The organism is Micromonospora sp. DT63 (assembly GCF_049841615.1).
Taxonomy (GTDB): Bacteria; Actinomycetota; Actinomycetes; order Mycobacteriales; family Micromonosporaceae; genus Micromonospora.
On record NZ_JBNCKQ010000003.1, the window covers coordinates 336,548 to 351,656 of the forward strand.

Genomic DNA, 15,109 nt, shown 5'->3' on the forward strand with positions numbered 1-15,109 from the left:
GCGTCAGTCGTGGACCGGCACCGGCTCCCGCCGCTGGGCCGCCGCGCGGTTGCGCAACCACCGCTTGAACCACGGGAAGTCGGGCAGTCGAGCCAGGATCGGCCCGGTCACCACGGTGATCAGGACGTACGTCGCGGCGAGCGCGGCCAACCGCGGCTCGACGCTACCGGCCGCCACCGCGAGCCCGGCGATGACGATCGAGAACTCTCCTCGGGGTACGAGGGCCAGGCCGGCTCGCCAGCGACCGGGTTCGGCGATGCCGACGCGGCGGGCCGCGAGGTAGCCGGTAAGCGTCTTCGTCGCCATGGTGACCACGGCCAGCGCGAGCGCCGGCAGCAGCACCGGCGGGATCTCCCGTGGGTCGGTGACCAGACCGAAGAAGACGAAGAACACCGCGGCGAACAGATCCCGCAGCGGCGAGAGCAGTTCGGTGGCGTGGTGGGCCACCGGACCGGAGAGCGCGATGCCGACCAGGAACGCGCCGACCGCCGCCGACACCTGCAGCTTCGCCGCGATGCCCGCGATCAGCAGGGTCAGGCCGAGTACGCCGAGCAGCAGCGCCTCCGGGTCCTTCGCCGACAGGGCGGACGAGATGAGGTGGCCGTACCGGATGGCGACCACCAGCACGATCAGCACCGTGGCCACCGCGACGGTGAGCGCGATGCCGCCGCCGAGCAGGCCGGTGCCGGCCAGTACGGCGGTGACCAGCGGCAGGTAGAGCGCCATCGCCAGGTCCTCGATCACCAGGACCGAGAGGATCACCGGGGTCTCCCGGTTACCGAGGCGGCCGAGGTCGGCGAGGACCTTGGCGATCACCCCCGAGGAGGAAACCCAGGTGATGCCGCCGAGCACCAGGGCGGCCACCCAGTCCCAGCCGAGCAGCAGGGCGAAGATGGCACCGGGTAACGCGTTGAGGACGCCGTCGATCAGACCGGCCGGTGCCGCCGAGCGGAGGTTGCCGACGAGCTCGTTGGCCGAGTACTCCAGGCCGAGCATCACCAGCAGCAGGATGACGCCGATCTCGGCGCCGACCGCGAAGAACTCCTCGCTGGCGGCGAGCGGAAGCAGCCCGCCGTGCCCGAAGGCGAGCCCGGCGAGCAGGTAGAGGGGGATGGGCGAGAGGCCGACCCGGCGGCTGAGTCGGCCGAGGAGCCCGAGCAGCAGCAGCAGCGCGCCGACTTCGACGAGCAGTGTGGTGGATTCGTGCATCCGCCTCAGCCGTCCGGGTCACTGTCGGCGAGGATGGCGGACACGCCGTCGAGACCCTGACGGGTCCCCACGACGACCACCACGTCACCGGCCGCGAAGCGGAAGGATGGCTCGGGCGACACGTTCACGTTGCCGTCGCGCAGCACCGCCACGATCGAGGCGCTGGTGCGGGTGCGAGCCTTGGTGTCACCGAGCATCCGGTTGACGTACCGCGAACCGGCCGGGATGGCGATCTGCTCGGTGAGCAGACCGGCAGCCTGCTCGCGCAGCCCGGACAGCTGACCGAGCATCAGCGACGCGCCGAGGATGTCGGCCAGCGCCTCCGCCTCGTCGTCGGTCAGCGGGATGTCCGCCTGGCAGGAGTCGGGATCATCCGGGTCGTAGAAGACAAGATCACGGCGGCCATTGCGGTGGGAGACCACGCCCAGGCGGCGTCCGGACTCCGTCACCAGATCGTGGCGTACCCCGATCCCCGGTAAGGCGGTCTGCTCGACACGTACTCGCACCCGCCCAGGCTACCGCGAGGTGAACGGCACACAGATCTTGGAAGGTTCCGCCCGGCGCCCTTGATCAACACGAGATCGCCGATATCGCGGTATCCCGGGCGGCGGGACACCCCGGGATCAGCGATCCCGTGTCGATCTACTTGGGGTCGGTGACGTAGGTGCCCTTGCCCTGGTGTCCCTCGATCAGGCCTTCGGCCTGCAGGATCAGCAGGGCCGACCGGACGGGCTCGGCGGACACGCCGTAGTGCGCGGTCATCTCGCGCAGCGAGGGCAACTTGTCACCGGGCGAGTATTCGCCCGAGCTGATCTTGTCGCGGATGTCCTGTGCGATGCGCTGGCGGTCGGAAATTCGGGGCATGGGGCAACTCCTGGTAGGCCCCAAGATCCTCCCATGCGCTCGACCGGTAGGCCAACACTTTGCGTGCTAAGCATGGTCACTGCTTATCCTACAATGCTTTGCATTGTATGTTGACCTCACGGACGCTCGGGAGCGGAAAGCCTGGTAGGCAACCGGCCTCCTCGGCCGGGTCGTCCGTGTCACCGCTGGCACGGCCGTGCGCTCCCCTCGGGTGACCGGCCGTGCCAGCGATCCCTGCGAGGAGGACGACGCTCATGCCTGACCTGGTACGACGCTGATGACCGGGCGGTTCGTCATCCACCTGCCGATCTCGGCGCCCGATCTGGCGCGGGCCAAGATGCTGGGTCGGACGGCCGGACGCTCGCTGGCCTTCCTCGCTCGGATCGACCTCGGCGGGATCACCGTCTCCACCGAGGACGATCAAGGGGTTCGGCACTGGGTCTTCTGCGACCGGCGGCTGGATGGTGGTCGTCGCTGCGTGCTCCGGGCTGACCACGAGACGCCCTGCACCGCCCGCCTCCCCCGCCGGGCCGGCGGCTGACGGCGGCCACTGCCGGAGTTGATCGACTCGGTTTCGGCGATATCGGGGTGTCCCGGGGGCCCGGATACCCCGTTTTCCAGGACGACGTGTCGATCTACCGGCCGTGCACGCGCCAGCGCCCGCCCCGGAGACGGGCGGGCACTGGCGGCACGGGCCTGGTCAGCGGAGGCTGGCGAAGAACTCGCGGATGTCACCGACCAGCACGCCGGTGGCCTGGTGAGCGGCGTAGTGACCGCCGACGTCGCCGCGTCCATCGACGTCACTCTCGTACGCCGTCCAGCGGACGATGTTGGCGTGGTCCCGTTCGGCGAAGCGGCGGATGGACTGGAAGTCGCCGGGGAACATGGCCAGCGCCATCGGTGTCGTGGTCGGCTCGGACGGCTGCTGACCGGCGTGCGCGTCCTCCCAGTAGAAGCGGATCGCCGAGGCGGCCGTGCCGGTGAACCAGTAGAGCGCCACGTTGGCCAGGACGAAGTCGTCGTCCAGGCTCTCGTCGAAGAGTTGCGCGTTCCAGGCGAGCAGCCCGACGGGCGAGTCGGCCAGTCCGTACGCCAGGGTCTGCGGCTGCTGGCTGTGCACCTGGTTGAAGGAGAACTTGTTCTCGTAGAACCACTGGAGGTGTCCGAGCGCCGCATGGTCCGCCTCGGACAGCCCGGCGAACTCGGCCGGGTCGCCGGACGGGAACGAGAAGAGTTGGGTGACGTGCACGCCGAGGACGTGCTCGGTGTCGATGCGGCCCAGCTCCGGCGCGATCATCGAGCCGGCGTCGTTGCCGACCGCGCCGTAGCTGTCGTACCCCAGGCGGTTCATCAGCTCGGCCCAGGCGCGGGCGGTGCGGAAGCGGTTCCAGCCGGCGCTGCGGGTGGGGCCGGAGAAGCCGTAGCCGGGCAGCGACGGGATGACCAGGTGGAAGGCCGGCGCGGCCGGGTCGGTCGGCTCGGTGAGCGGGCCGATCACGTCCAGGTATTCCAGCACCGAGCCCGGCCAGCCGTGGGTGAGCACCAGGGCGGTGGCGTCCGGCCGGGACGACCGGACGTGCAGGAAGTGGATCTGCTCACCGTCGATCTCCGTGACGAACTGCGGGTGGGCGTTCAGCCGGGTCTCGACGGCCCGCCAGTCGAACCCGTCCCGCCACCTGTCGGCGAGCGCGCGCACCCGGCCGGCGCTCATCCCGTACGCGTCGCCGGCGCCGGGCAGCTCGGCCGGCCAGTTCGTGCGACCGAGGCGGGCGGCCAGGTCGTCGAGGGCGCTCTGCGGGATCTCGACGCGGAACGGACGGATCGCGGTGCCGGTCATCTCGAACTCCTTCGGAACGGAATGTTTCGTTCTGCAACGACAGTAGCAGACCGGAACGATCCGTTCCACTGCTATCCTCTGGTCATGTCGACGACGCCCCCCAAGGCCCTGGCCGGTCGCCGTGCCCAGGCCGCCCGCAACGACGAGGTGATCCTCGAAGCCGCCCGCGCGGTCTTCCTCGACGACCCGAAGGCGCCGATCGCCGCCGTCGCGGACCGCGCGGGCGTCGGCATCAGCGCGCTCTATCGGCGGTACGCGGGCAAGGAGGCCCTGCTGCGCCAGCTCTGTCACGACGGGTTGCGCCGCTACATCGCCGTGGCCGAGGAGGCGCTCGCCGAGCCGGACGACTGGACCGCGTTCGCCGGGTTCCTCGCCGCTGTGGTCGACGCCGACGTGCACTCGCTCACCGTCCACCTGGCCGGCACCTTCACGCCGACCGAGGAGATGGGTCGGGACGCGCTGCGCGCCGGCGAGCTGGCCACCGCGCTCGTCGAGCGGGCGCACGCCAGTGGGCGACTGCGGCCCGACGTGGTCGTACAGGACCTGGGGCTGGTGCTGGAGGCGTGCGCGGCGGTGCGCGTACCCGATGCGGAGCGGACCGCCCAGCTGCGCCGCCGGCAGCTCGCGGTGCTGATCGGCGGCCTGTCGACGACGCCGGACTCCGACCCGCTGCCCGGCCCGCCCCCGGCGGCCGGGGAGTTCGACTGGCGGTGGCGGCTCCGGGAGTGACGGCCGTCACAGCGGTAAGGTTGAGCGGAATACGCTCAACTCTGGTTGTGTCCAACCCAGTGGACAACGCCGATCCGGGGGAGCCCATGAACACCGAGAAACTGACCACCAAGAGCCGCGAAGCCATCACCGGCGCCGTCGCGCTGGCCAACCAGCGTGGCCACGCCACAGTCGAGCCCTGGCACCTCCTGCTGTCCCTGCTGGACACCGACGGCTCGACCGCCGCCGGCCTGCTGCGCGCCGTCGGGGCCGACCCGGCCGAGCTGCGCCGGGCCGCCCAGCGGGCGGTCGACGCCCTGCCGGCCGCGCGGGGTTCCAGCCTCGCCGAGCCCACCCTGGCCCGGGAATTCGTCAACGCCATCGGCGCCGCCGAGCAGATCGCCCGGCCGCTGGGCGACGAGTACACCTCCACCGAGCACCTGCTCGCCGGCCTGGCCCGGGTGGGCGGCGCGGTGTCCGACTCGCTGAAGTCGGCCGGCGCCACCGAGGAAGCCCTGGTCGCCGCCTTCCCGACCGTCCGGGGCGGAGACCGGCGGGTCACCACCGCCGACCCGGAGCAGACCTACCAGGCACTCACGAAGTACGGCGTCGACCTGACCGCCAGCGCTCGCGACGGCAAGATCGATCCGGTGATCGGCCGGGACTCCGAGATCCGCCGCGTCATCCAGGTGCTCTCGCGGCGTACGAAGAACAACCCGGTGCTGATCGGCGAGCCCGGTGTCGGCAAGACCGCCATCGTCGAGGGCCTCGCCCAGCGGATCGTGGCCGGCGACGTCCCCGAGTCGCTGCGCGACAAGAAGCTGGTCTCGCTGGACCTCGGCGCGATGGTCGCCGGCGCGCAGTACCGCGGCCAGTTCGAGGAGCGACTGAAGTCCGTCCTGGAGGAGATCAAGAACTCCAACGGGCAGGTCATCACGTTCCTCGACGAGTTGCACACAGTCGTCGGCGCCGGCAAGGGCGAAGGTTCGATGGACGCCGGCAACATGCTCAAGCCGATGCTGGCCCGCGGTGAGCTGCGGATGGTCGGCGCCACCACGCTGGACGAGTACCGCGAGCACATCGAGAAGGACCCGGCGCTGGAGCGGCGCTTCCAGCCGGTGCTGGTCGGCGAGCCGACGATCGAGGACACCATCGGCATCCTGCGTGGGCTCAAGGAGCGCTACGAGGTGCACCACGGCGTCCGGATCACCGACGCCGCGCTGGTCGCCGCCGCGACGCTCTCCGACAGGTACATCACCGACCGGTTCCTGCCGGACAAGGCGATCGACCTGGTCGACGAGTCCGCGTCCCGGCTGCGGATGGAGATCGACTCCCGCCCGGTCGAGGTGGACGAGATCGAGCGGGCGGTCCGCCGGCTGGAGATCGAGGAGATGGCGCTGGCCAAGGAGCCGGACGCCGCGTCCGCCGAGCGCCTGGCGCGGCTGCGCCAGGAGTTGGCCGACAAGCGCGAACAGCTCACCGTGCTCTCCGAGCGCTGGCAGACCGAGAAGAGCCACATCACCAAGCTCTCCACAGCCAAGGAGGAGTTGGAGCGCCTGGGCGGCGAGGCCGAGCGGGCCGAGCGGGACGGGGAGCTGGAGCGTGCCGCCGAGCTGCGCTACGGCCGGATCCCCGCCCTGAAGGTCGAGCTGAAGCAGGCCGAGGAGGAGCTGGCCCAGCTCCAGGCCGACGGCGCGATGCTCAAGGAGGAGGTCGGCGCGGACGACATCGCCGCGGTGGTCGCCTCGTGGACCGGCATCCCGGCGGGCCGCCTGCTCGAAGGTGAGACGGCGAAGCTGTTGCGGATGGAGGAGTCGCTGGGCGGCCGGGTGGTCGGCCAGGCCGAGGCCGTGGGCGCGGTGTCCGACGCCGTACGCCGGGCACGGGCCGGTGTCGCCGACCCGGACCGCCCGACGGGCAGCTTCCTCTTCCTCGGCCCGACAGGTGTCGGCAAGACGGAGCTGGCCAAGGCGCTCGCCGAGTTCCTCTTCGACGACGAGCGGGCGATGGTCCGCATCGACATGAGCGAGTACGGCGAGAAGCACTCGGTGGCCCGCCTGGTCGGTGCCCCGCCCGGTTACGTGGGCTACGAGGAGGGCGGGCAGCTCACCGAGGCGGTGCGCCGCCGGCCGTACTCGGTGATCCTGCTGGACGAGGTGGAGAAGGCCCACCCCGACGTCTTCGACGTGCTGCTCCAGGTGCTCGACGACGGTCGGCTCACCGATGGTCAGGGCCGCACGGTGGACTTCCGCAACGCGATCCTGATCCTCACCTCCAACCTCGGGTCGTCGGTGATCAGCGATCTGACGCTGGCCGAGGAGCAGCGCCGGGAGGGCGTCCTGGCAGTGGTCCGGTCGCACTTCAAGCCGGAGTTCCTCAACCGGCTGGACGACATCGTGGTCTTCGCCGCGCTGCGTGGGGACGATCTGCGCTCCATCGTGGACATCCAGCTCGACCGGATGCGGCGGCGGTTGGCCGACCGGCGGCTCGGCCTGGAGATCACCGATTCCGCGCGTCAGTGGCTGGCGGAGCACGGCTACGACCCGATCTACGGTGCCCGCCCGCTGCGCCGCCTGGTCCAGACCGCCATCGGCGACCAGTTGGCCAAGGCCCTGCTGAGCGGATCGATCCGAGACGGCAACACGGTCAAGGTAGACCTCACCCCCGCCACCAACACGCTCACGGTAACCCCAGCCTGACCCCGCCCTGATCACGGTGATCAAGAGGTTTGCGTCATCGGAACGTCTTCTCATGACGCAAACCTCTTGATCAACAGGGTGAGAGGTGGGCGGGGAGGGAAAGGGTTGGGGCATGTTCGGGATGCGTAAGGCTTGGGAGCGCGAACTCGGTGCGGCGGTGGACGAGCTGGTCGCCGCCGACACGCTTGCCTTCGGTGGGGTGGGGATCGCCGGCGCGACCCTGCCGGTGACCGAGGCGTACCAGCGCGTCGAGGCCGCGCTCGACGACCACCCCGAGGAGGTACGCCGGCAGCTCGACCGGCTGCTCGCCAAGGGGTCACCCGCCGGTCGGGCGTACGCGGCGACGCTGCTGGAGCGCGTCGACCCGGCGGCGGCCCGAGCGGCGTGGACGTCGCTGCGGGACGACCCCACCGAGTTCACCACCTTCGTCGGGTGCGTCATGGGGCGCTCCACCCTCGGCGACTACGCCACCCAGCGACTCGCGGCGGCGTGACCCGCCCGGGTCGTGCAACCCGGCCCATCCGGCACGGCGGAGTGGCGCGAACCCAGGCATCCACAATGACCACGGCCGGCGACACCCCGGCTGCCGTCGGTAGCTGAGCTTTCGGTCACGACGCGACTCATTTCGGTGCGCGAGGTTGTTACCGTCTGCGCCGACGTACCTGGGGAGGTGGTCGGTGGACGGGTCGCAGGCGTACCTGGTGGCGGCGGTGGTCGTACTCATCGTGGTCGTGCTCGTGATCGTCGTGCGAGCCCGGCGGCGGGCCGCGGCCCGGCCCACCGGGGTGCCACCGGCCGCCCGACCCACCCTCGACGGCGCCAACCGACTGGCGCCGGGTGATCGCGTGCGGATCGGCCAGCGGGAGTACGTCGTGAGCGGCACCATCCGCCTGGTCGAGGGGGACTGGAGCTGGGTGCAGCACCTCCTCGACGACGCCTCCGGCACGCCACACCGGCTCTCCGTCGAAGGCGACGGCGACCCCGAGCTGGAACTTGTGCTCTGGACCGCCCAACCCGGCGCGACCGTCACCCCCGGCGCCCCGACCATCGACCTCGGCGGGCTGCGCTACACCTGGGCCGAGACCGGGCAGGCCCGCTACACCGCCACCGGCGAGACCGGCCTGCCCTCGGCCGGGACCATGCGCTACCACGACTACCAGTCGGGCCCGAACGCCCGGCTCTCCTTCGAGGCGTACGGCGAAGAGGGCTGGCGGGTCGCCCGCGGCGACCTGCTCGACCCCGCCGATCTGGCGATCCGACCCACCGGCGACGGGCGCTGAGCGACCCGACGCGCCCGCCGCCTTCGGCACGGCATGCCGGACTGGCCGGTTGCCGATACGGTGTGGGCCCGATCTAGGGAAGGAGAATCGTGGTCGATTCCCAGAGCACGCCGGCCCGCCAGCGGCCATCCACCGTGACGATTTCCAGCTATCTGCTCTACCTGTTCCTGGCGTGCCAGGTGATCAGTCTCATTGTCACCCTCTCCACCATCGGCAAGACCCGGGACGTGCTCCGCGACGTCTACTCGACCAGTACGGCCGAGGGCGCGGACCAGGTGGCGAACTTCGTCTTCGCGTTCGCCCTCGGCGCCGGCATCCTCGTGCTCCTGCTCGCGGTCGTGCTGGCCGTGCTGGCCATCTTCAACAACCGTGGTAGCAACGGTTCGCGCATCACCACCTGGATCGTCGGCGGCATCATGGTCTGCTGCACGGGTGGCACCGTGCTCAACGGCGCGGGCGGCGGCAGCTTCACCACCGGTGGGAACACCAGCGGCGACATGCCGAGCAGCGAAGAGGTCCAGCGCCGCCTCGAGGAGGCGCTGCCGTCCTGGATCGCCCCGGTCAGCATCACGCTCGGCGTGATCAGCCTGCTCGCGCTGCTCGCGGCGCTCATCCTGCTGGCACTGCCGAAGTCGAACGAGTTCTTCCGCAAGCCCGCCGCGGCCTGGGAGCCCCCGACCCCCGGCACCAGCTACCCGGGCTACCCGCAGGCATCCGGCCAGCCCGGCTACCCGCAGGCTCCCGGCCAGCCCGGTTACCCGGCGGCGCCCGGCCAGCCGGCCCATCCGTCCAGTGGCGAGCCGGGTTACCCGCCCAGTGGCGAGCCGGGCTACCCGTCGACGCCGGGCCAGGCACCCGGGTCGGAGCAGCCGCCGTCCGGCACCGACCGGCCGGACGACACGCCGCCGGCGGACCGCCCCGGCCCGACCCCGCCGTCGACCAGTTGACCGCTGGATAAGCACGACGCCGACGATCCCTCCGAGTAGGTTGCAACCCGACGCCTACCGGAGGGATCCGTCGTGTCGTACCCCGAACCGGCACCGCCCCGCCGGCCCGCCGTGGTCCTGCTGGCCTCGGCCGTGCTGCTGGTGATGGCGGTGGCCGCGCTCGCGTACACCGTCGTGGACCTGGCGGTGCTGGGCCGGACCGTGGACGCGTTCCGGGCTGCCGCTCGGGACACGTCGGCGACCCCGCAGCAGATCGACGACGTGGTGACCCTGCTGCGCGCGTCGGCGGCGCTGACCGCGGTGGTGGCGGCCCTCTCCGCGCCCGTGCTCGCCGGCCTGGCCCTCGGGCTGCTGACGGGCCGGCGGGGCGTACGGGTGGCCACCTGGGTGGTCTGCGGGCTCGGGCTGCTCGCGGGATGCTGCAGCGTGGCGGTGCTCGTCGGCGAGCGGGCCGCGCCGCTGCGGCTGGGCGCCGACGAGCGGGCCACCGCCGAGCTGCTCGGCCTCATCTCGGACGCGTACCCGTCCTGGTGGATCCCGCTCAACGCCGGGCTTTCGGTCGGGCAGGCCCTCGGTTACCTTGTGGTAGCAACGCTGCTGACCCTGCCGGCGGCGAACGCCTGGTTCGGTCGACACCGCCCCACGTCACCCACCATGCCGTCCGCCCCACAGGCGTTTCCACCCGCACCGCACCAGCCCCCGCCGGCGTCCGCCGCGCCCCCGTACCCGCCCAGGTGAGGACCTGCCCGTGACGCTCGATCCCACGACCGCTGAGCGACGGGCCCTGATCACCGGCGCCACGGCCGGCATCGGCGCTGCCTTCGCCCGACGTCTGGCGGCCGACGGTTGGCAGCTGGTGCTGGTCGCCCGGGACGCCGGCCGGCTGGGCGAGATGGCCACGGAGTTGGGCTCCCGGCACGGTCGTGCCGTGGAGACGTTGTCGGCGGACCTGTCCACCGACGACGGCTGCGCGACAGTCGAGCAGCGGCTGACCTCCGACAGCCCCGTCCACCTGCTCGTCAACAACGCCGGCATCAGCCTGAACAAGCCGTTCCTGCGCTCCACAGCGGAGGACGAGGCGCGGCTGCTCCGGCTCAACGTGCACGCCGTCATGCGACTGACCCTGGCGGCGCTTCGGCCGATGACCGAACGGCGCGACGGGGCAGTGATAAATGTCTCTTCGGTTGCGGGTTTTGGCGCGGTGATGCCCGGGTCGACCTACTCGGCCAGCAAGGCGTGGGTCACCAATTTCAGCGAGTCCGTCGGCCAGTCGGCACGCCCATTCGGTGTCCGGGTGATGGCTCTGTGCCCCGGCTACACCCGCACCGAATTCCACGAACGGGCCGGCATCAACATGTCGAAAACGCCTGAGTGGCTGTGGCTGCGAGCCGAGGATGTCGTCGACGACGGCCTACGTGACCTGCGGAAAGGCAAGTTGGTAAGCATCCCGGCATGGAAGTACAAGGTGGCGGTCGCCGGTCTGCGACACGCGCCGATCCGGCTGCTCCAGGCGGTCGCCCGCGACACCCGCAGCCGGATCGGCCGCGACGAGCACTGAACCGTCGGAGCCCGCCAGCGCCGAGAACGCCGTGGTCGGGCGTTGGCGCACCGCCTCCAGATCGGTCGCTGAGCGTAGTCGAACATCGCCAACCGTCGGTTCCTCGCGGGGCTGATCAGGGAGGGCCGTGCACACGCCGTTCAGACTTGCGCAGTAACCTCTATCGCCATGGGGGACCACGACGACCTGCGTAAATTCATTACCGACCTGGCTGTGGTCCACGGACGGGTCGTGCTCTCCTCGGGGCGCGAGGCAGACTGGTACGTCGATTTGCGGCGTGTCACGCTCCATCACCAGGCCGCTCCGTTGGTCGGTCGGGCGCTGCTCGATCTCACCGCCGACTGGGAGTACGAGGCCGTCGGTGGGCTCACCCTGGGCGCGGACCCTGTCGCGCTCTCGATGCTGCACGCCGCCGCTCCGACCGGCCGCGCCCTCGACGCCTTCGTGGTGCGAAAGGCGGGCAAGGCGCACGGTCTGCAGCGACGGATCGAGGGACCGGAGGTGGCCGGCCGCCGAGTGTTGGCGGTGGAGGACACGTCCACAACGGGCGGAAGTGTGTTGACCGCTGTCGAGGCGCTTCGTGAGGCCGGAGCCGAAGTCGTGGGCGTGGCGGTTATTGTTGATCGAGGCGCCGGCGACGCGGTGCGAGCCGCCGGATTGCCGTACAGGGCGGCCTATACGTTGGCTGACCTCGGCCTTGTGGCGTAAAAGTTTGCCGATTCGGATCTGCTGATATGCAGGCGGATCGATGCTGCTGGTGGAAGGATGGAATACGTGGGAACTGCGTTGGCCGAAATGACAATGCCTCAGATCTCGCCGCTTGCCGGTGAGCCGATCGAACGTGCCGATGCCGAGCGTCTCGCGGGGGTCCTCAAGGCCCTCGCGGATCCCGCCCGGTTGCGGCTGCTCAGCCTGATCCAGTCGGCCCCCGAGGGCGAGGCGTGCGTCTGTGACTTGACCGCACCGCTCGGCCTCTCTCAGCCGACGGTCAGTCACCACCTGCGTATCCTCACCGAGGCCGGCTTGCTGGAGCGGGAGAAGCGCGGTGTCTGGGCGTACTACCGGCTGGTCCCGAGTGCGATCGCGACGATCGCCGACCTGCTGACCCCGCCGCGTAAGCGGGCCACCAAGAAGGCCCGCTGACATAGGCGCTGCGGACCGTCCCACGCCGGGGCGGTGTCCGGTGGCGAACCAGGGGTGGCGCCACCGGTAGGTGATACCTGCTCGTCCTCGGCCGCACCGCCGGAGGGCGGGCCTGACATGCCGACGGCCGACCCCCTCACCAGGGGGCCGGCCGTCGTCGTACCTGCGATCAGCGCTCCTGGCCGTGCCCCCGACGGTCGTGGTCGTGCGGGTGCTCGTCGTGGTCGAACTTCTCGCGTACCGCGTCGACCGCGCCCGCGGCGCTGGCCGCCGCGACCACCGCTACCGCCTCACCGCGCTTGCGCGCCCGCCGGTCGCGCAGGAACTCGAAGAAGATCGGCAGCACCGAGATCAGGATGATCAGGGCGACCACCGGCAGGATGTAGTGGTCGATCTTGTCGCCGATGGCCTTGTAGATCCGGTCGGCCAGCAGGTAGCCGATCAGCAGGATGCCGTCCACCCAGAGCACCGCGCCGACGATGTTCCACATCAGGAACTGCCGGGCCGGCATGCCCAGCGCCCCGGCGACCGGGTTGAGGAACGTCCGCACGATCGGGATGAAGCGCGCCAGCACCACTGCCTTCGCCGGGCCGAACTTCTGGAAGTAGTACTCGGCCTTCTCGACGTACTCCTTCTTGAAGAGCCGCGAGTTGGGCCGCTCGAACATCCGCCGGCCGTACCGCGCGCCGAGCCAGTGCCCCAACTGGGCGCCGAGGATCGCGCAGATCGGCCCGCCGATGAGCAGGCCGGCCAGCGAGAGCCGGGTGCCGTCACCGAAGATGGCGTCCGCCACCGGCGAGGCGGCCACGCCAGCGAGGAACAGCAGCGAGTCGCCGGGGAAGAAGAAACCCACCAGCAGGCCGGTCTCGGCGAAGAGGATCACCCAGACGCCCACCAGCCCGAAGGTCTGCAACAGGTCCTTGGGATCGAGCGGGTTCAGGGCGACGCTCTCCGTGAGAGCGCGGGTCTTCTCAGCTGTGTCCACGGCCACAAAGGGTACCGAAGCCCGGTGCCCGTACCGCGCCGGACCGGCCCCCACCACCCGCTGGCCGTAAACGGCGGTGCCCCGCCGACAAGCGTTGTCGGCGGGGCACCCGTGGTACGGGATGGAGCAGATTGTTCGGCTGGATCAGGCGACGAAGCGGGTCCGGCGGCGCTTGGCCACCAGGTAACCGCCCACGCCCGCGACGAGCAGCAGCGCGCCGATGCCGGCGATCAGGCCGGTCGACTGACCGGTGATCGGCAGCGCGCCACCGTCACCCTCGCCGCCGCCCTGGCCGCTGGCCGCGTTCACCAGGATCTTGGCGGTGTCATTGGCCGGCTTCAGGTCCTCGTAGAAGCCGCCGTCGCACTCGCACGGCACATTGACCTTGACCGTGCCGGTGGCGTTGGCGATGACCTTGTCGATGCGGAACGTGAACTCGCCGGTCAGCTCCTCGCCGGCCGGGGCGAACGGACCCGGGTAGCAGCGGTAGGCGGCGGCACCCGGGGTGCCCGCCTCGGCCCACTCGGCGTCGTTGCCGGTCCGCGGGGCACACTCGAACGGCACCTCGACGGCGGTGGTGCCCTTCGGGACCGTCACGTCGACGTAGGTCACGTTGGCGCCACTGCGGAAGTAGTCGAGCGTCGCCGGGCCGTTGTTACGGAAGCCCAGCGGGGCGGTCACCACCGCACCCTTCTTGCCGGTGAGCGTGGCGCCGATGGCCTCCAGGTCAGCCCCGTTCTTGCCGGTGACCTGCACATTTACGGCGGTCCAGTTGTTGGACGGGTTGACGTCCGTCTGGAGGGCGCGGGCATTGCGCTTGCCGGGCACCGGGGCCAGTTCCAGGGTCTTGCCGTTGCCTTGGCGCGCTGCCGCGACGCCGGCCTTCCTACGGACACCGTTGAGTGCCTCAAGGTCTCCCGGGACCATCCACCGGACGTTGCTTTCCTGGCTCCCCGGTGCGTAGGTGTCCTTGGCGAGCTCGTAGTTGAAGGTCGCGGTCCTACCCTCGCCCGCGGGAATCTTCTCGTCGAATTCGCACGCGAGCAGGTAGTCCTCTACGTAGAAGCAGTTGTCGAATCGCTCCTTGGTGCGGATGCCGTAGTCGGGCTCGAAAATCGCCACGACACCGTCGACCGCCGTCGTGCCGACGTTCTGGACCGAGAAGGGGGCCTTGAACGCGCCGCCCGGCGCCGCCTTCACCTCGATGGCGGGGCCACCCGCGAGGTCCACGCCCTCGGCGATCCGGATCTGGGAGGTGTAGCCCGCAACCTCCTTGCCGGCGGACCGGAGGCTGATCTTCAGCCCGCCGGTGTCCCCCACGGCTGCCTTGTCGGTAGGGGCGATGACGACCTTCGACGGGAACCCGCCGAACTCCTCATCGACGACGAACGGGGAATGCTCGGTGCAGACCAACACCGCGTCGCCGTCGGCGGAACAGTCGTTGCTGGTGTCACCGGCCAACGTGACCTTGCCGGCCAGGGAGCGGTAGTCGTAGCGGACGGTGACCTCGTTGAGCACGGCCGGCTCGGAGGCGAGCACGGTCGCTCCACGAACGACGCCGGCGGAGCCGGGGGCGACGCTGACGTCCTCGAAGAACATGTAGAACTCGGCCGCGGGCTCGGCGAGGGCCGGGCTGGCGGAGGCGGCGACGAACGCGCCTGCGACGCCCAGGCCGGCGAGCCAGCGCCGAGTGGAGTGGGTGAGCATCAGGGGGATTCCTCCGGTAGGGGGATTCAGGTGCAGCCTGCGGATCTTAAGGAATCGCTAAGGTTCGCTGTCGCCCCTGATCACCGCTCGGTCGGCAACATGAACCGAAAGGTTGATCAGCGTCGCCGCAACGTTCAGGCCGTCCGCTCCCGTCATCTGAGGCAGGACCCCG

16 protein-coding genes are annotated in these 15,109 nt (G+C 70.5%); 10 read left to right on the forward strand and 6 right to left on the reverse strand.

Annotated elements, in window-relative coordinates; translation table 11 throughout:
• Positions 1-3 precede the first annotated feature (3 nt).
• The 3 genes from ACLQ27_RS13900 to ACLQ27_RS13910 form a co-directional block, all read right to left on the reverse strand.
• Complete coding sequence (locus tag ACLQ27_RS13900; protein ID WP_234583115.1) at positions 4-1,209, reverse strand: cation:proton antiporter; 1,206 nt, start codon at positions 1,207-1,209, stop codon at positions 4-6.
• A gap of 5 nt (positions 1,210-1,214) precedes the next feature.
• A complete protein-coding gene (locus ACLQ27_RS13905) occupies positions 1,215-1,715 on the reverse strand; it encodes a cation:proton antiporter regulatory subunit (RefSeq protein WP_234583116.1) in 501 nt (166 codons plus the stop codon).
• Between the two features lie 136 nt (positions 1,716-1,851).
• Entirely contained in the window at positions 1,852-2,073 is a 222-nt protein-coding gene (locus ACLQ27_RS13910; RefSeq protein WP_357491499.1) for a winged helix-turn-helix domain-containing protein, read from the reverse strand.
• A gap of 277 nt (positions 2,074-2,350) precedes the next feature.
• On the opposite strand from ACLQ27_RS13910, the gene ACLQ27_RS13915 reads away from it, so the two are divergent.
• Positions 2,351-2,614: a hypothetical protein gene (locus ACLQ27_RS13915; protein ID WP_357573654.1), complete on the forward strand. Its 264-nt coding sequence runs from the start codon at positions 2,351-2,353 to the stop codon at positions 2,612-2,614.
• Between the two features lie 159 nt (positions 2,615-2,773).
• On the opposite strand, the gene ACLQ27_RS13920 is transcribed toward ACLQ27_RS13915, so the two are convergent.
• Positions 2,774-3,910, reverse strand: a complete 1,137-nt coding sequence (locus ACLQ27_RS13920; protein WP_425867052.1) for an epoxide hydrolase family protein — start codon at positions 3,908-3,910, stop codon at positions 2,774-2,776.
• 84 nt (positions 3,911-3,994) lie between these two features.
• Between ACLQ27_RS13920 and ACLQ27_RS13925 the strand changes: the two genes are divergently transcribed.
• From ACLQ27_RS13925 to ACLQ27_RS13965, 9 genes are all read left to right on the forward strand, one after another.
• Complete coding sequence (locus ACLQ27_RS13925) at positions 3,995-4,639, forward strand: TetR/AcrR family transcriptional regulator (RefSeq protein WP_357573651.1); 645 nt, start codon at positions 3,995-3,997, stop codon at positions 4,637-4,639.
• 86 nt (positions 4,640-4,725) lie between these two features.
• Complete coding sequence (gene clpB, locus ACLQ27_RS13930; RefSeq protein ID WP_357491491.1) at positions 4,726-7,317, forward strand: ATP-dependent chaperone ClpB; 2,592 nt, start codon at positions 4,726-4,728, stop codon at positions 7,315-7,317.
• Positions 7,318-7,429: 112 nt separating this feature from the next.
• Positions 7,430-7,810: a hypothetical protein gene (locus ACLQ27_RS13935; protein ID WP_357491489.1), complete on the forward strand. Its 381-nt coding sequence runs from the start codon at positions 7,430-7,432 to the stop codon at positions 7,808-7,810.
• 184 nt (positions 7,811-7,994) lie between these two features.
• Complete coding sequence (locus ACLQ27_RS13940) at positions 7,995-8,597, forward strand: DUF4178 domain-containing protein (protein ID WP_234583122.1); 603 nt, start codon at positions 7,995-7,997, stop codon at positions 8,595-8,597.
• Positions 8,598-8,686: 89 nt separating this feature from the next.
• Positions 8,687-9,544 (forward strand): hypothetical protein, encoded by an 858-nt coding sequence (locus tag ACLQ27_RS13945; protein WP_357573649.1) that lies wholly within the window; start codon positions 8,687-8,689, stop codon positions 9,542-9,544.
• A 72-nt stretch (positions 9,545-9,616) separates the two neighbouring features.
• Positions 9,617-10,282, forward strand: a complete 666-nt coding sequence (locus ACLQ27_RS13950) for a hypothetical protein (protein ID WP_357573648.1) — start codon at positions 9,617-9,619, stop codon at positions 10,280-10,282.
• A 10-nt stretch (positions 10,283-10,292) separates the two neighbouring features.
• Positions 10,293-11,102, forward strand: a complete 810-nt coding sequence (locus ACLQ27_RS13955; protein WP_425867055.1) for an SDR family NAD(P)-dependent oxidoreductase — start codon at positions 10,293-10,295, stop codon at positions 11,100-11,102.
• A gap of 168 nt (positions 11,103-11,270) precedes the next feature.
• Entirely contained in the window at positions 11,271-11,810 is a 540-nt protein-coding gene (pyrE, locus tag ACLQ27_RS13960; RefSeq protein ID WP_007454251.1) for an orotate phosphoribosyltransferase, read from the forward strand.
• Positions 11,811-11,867: 57 nt separating this feature from the next.
• Entirely contained in the window at positions 11,868-12,245 is a 378-nt protein-coding gene (locus ACLQ27_RS13965; RefSeq protein WP_007454255.1) for an ArsR/SmtB family transcription factor, read from the forward strand.
• A 169-nt stretch (positions 12,246-12,414) separates the two neighbouring features.
• On the opposite strand, the gene ACLQ27_RS13970 is transcribed toward ACLQ27_RS13965, so the two are convergent.
• Together ACLQ27_RS13970 and ACLQ27_RS13975 are read right to left on the reverse strand one after the other, a co-directional pair.
• Entirely contained in the window at positions 12,415-13,236 is an 822-nt protein-coding gene (locus tag ACLQ27_RS13970) for a DedA family protein (protein WP_234583127.1), read from the reverse strand.
• 138 nt (positions 13,237-13,374) lie between these two features.
• Entirely contained in the window at positions 13,375-14,937 is a 1,563-nt protein-coding gene (locus tag ACLQ27_RS13975; RefSeq protein WP_425867057.1) for an LPXTG cell wall anchor domain-containing protein, read from the reverse strand.
• Positions 14,938-15,109 lie beyond the last annotated feature (172 nt).

Bases quoted from the DNA above. Each gene is read 5' to 3' on its own strand.
- clpB (WP_357491491.1), top strand. From the start codon at position 4,726: ATGAACACCGAGAAACTGACCACCAAGAGCCGCGAAGCCATCACCGGC.
- ACLQ27_RS13925 (WP_357573651.1), top strand. From the start codon at position 3,995: ATGTCGACGACGCCCCCCAAGGCCCTGGCCGGTCGCCGTGCCCAGGCC.
- ACLQ27_RS13920 (WP_425867052.1), bottom strand. From the start codon at position 3,910: ATGACCGGCACCGCGATCCGTCCGTTCCGCGTCGAGATCCCGCAGAGC.
- ACLQ27_RS13915 (WP_357573654.1), top strand. From the start codon at position 2,351: ATGACCGGGCGGTTCGTCATCCACCTGCCGATCTCGGCGCCCGATCTG.
- pyrE (WP_007454251.1), top strand. From the start codon at position 11,271: ATGGGGGACCACGACGACCTGCGTAAATTCATTACCGACCTGGCTGTG.
- ACLQ27_RS13910 (WP_357491499.1), bottom strand. From the start codon at position 2,073: ATGCCCCGAATTTCCGACCGCCAGCGCATCGCACAGGACATCCGCGAC.
- ACLQ27_RS13965 (WP_007454255.1), top strand. From the start codon at position 11,868: ATGGAATACGTGGGAACTGCGTTGGCCGAAATGACAATGCCTCAGATC.
- ACLQ27_RS13935 (WP_357491489.1), top strand. From the start codon at position 7,430: ATGTTCGGGATGCGTAAGGCTTGGGAGCGCGAACTCGGTGCGGCGGTG.
- ACLQ27_RS13975 (WP_425867057.1), bottom strand. From the start codon at position 14,937: ATGCTCACCCACTCCACTCGGCGCTGGCTCGCCGGCCTGGGCGTCGCA.
- ACLQ27_RS13900 (WP_234583115.1), bottom strand. From the start codon at position 1,209: ATGCACGAATCCACCACACTGCTCGTCGAAGTCGGCGCGCTGCTGCTG.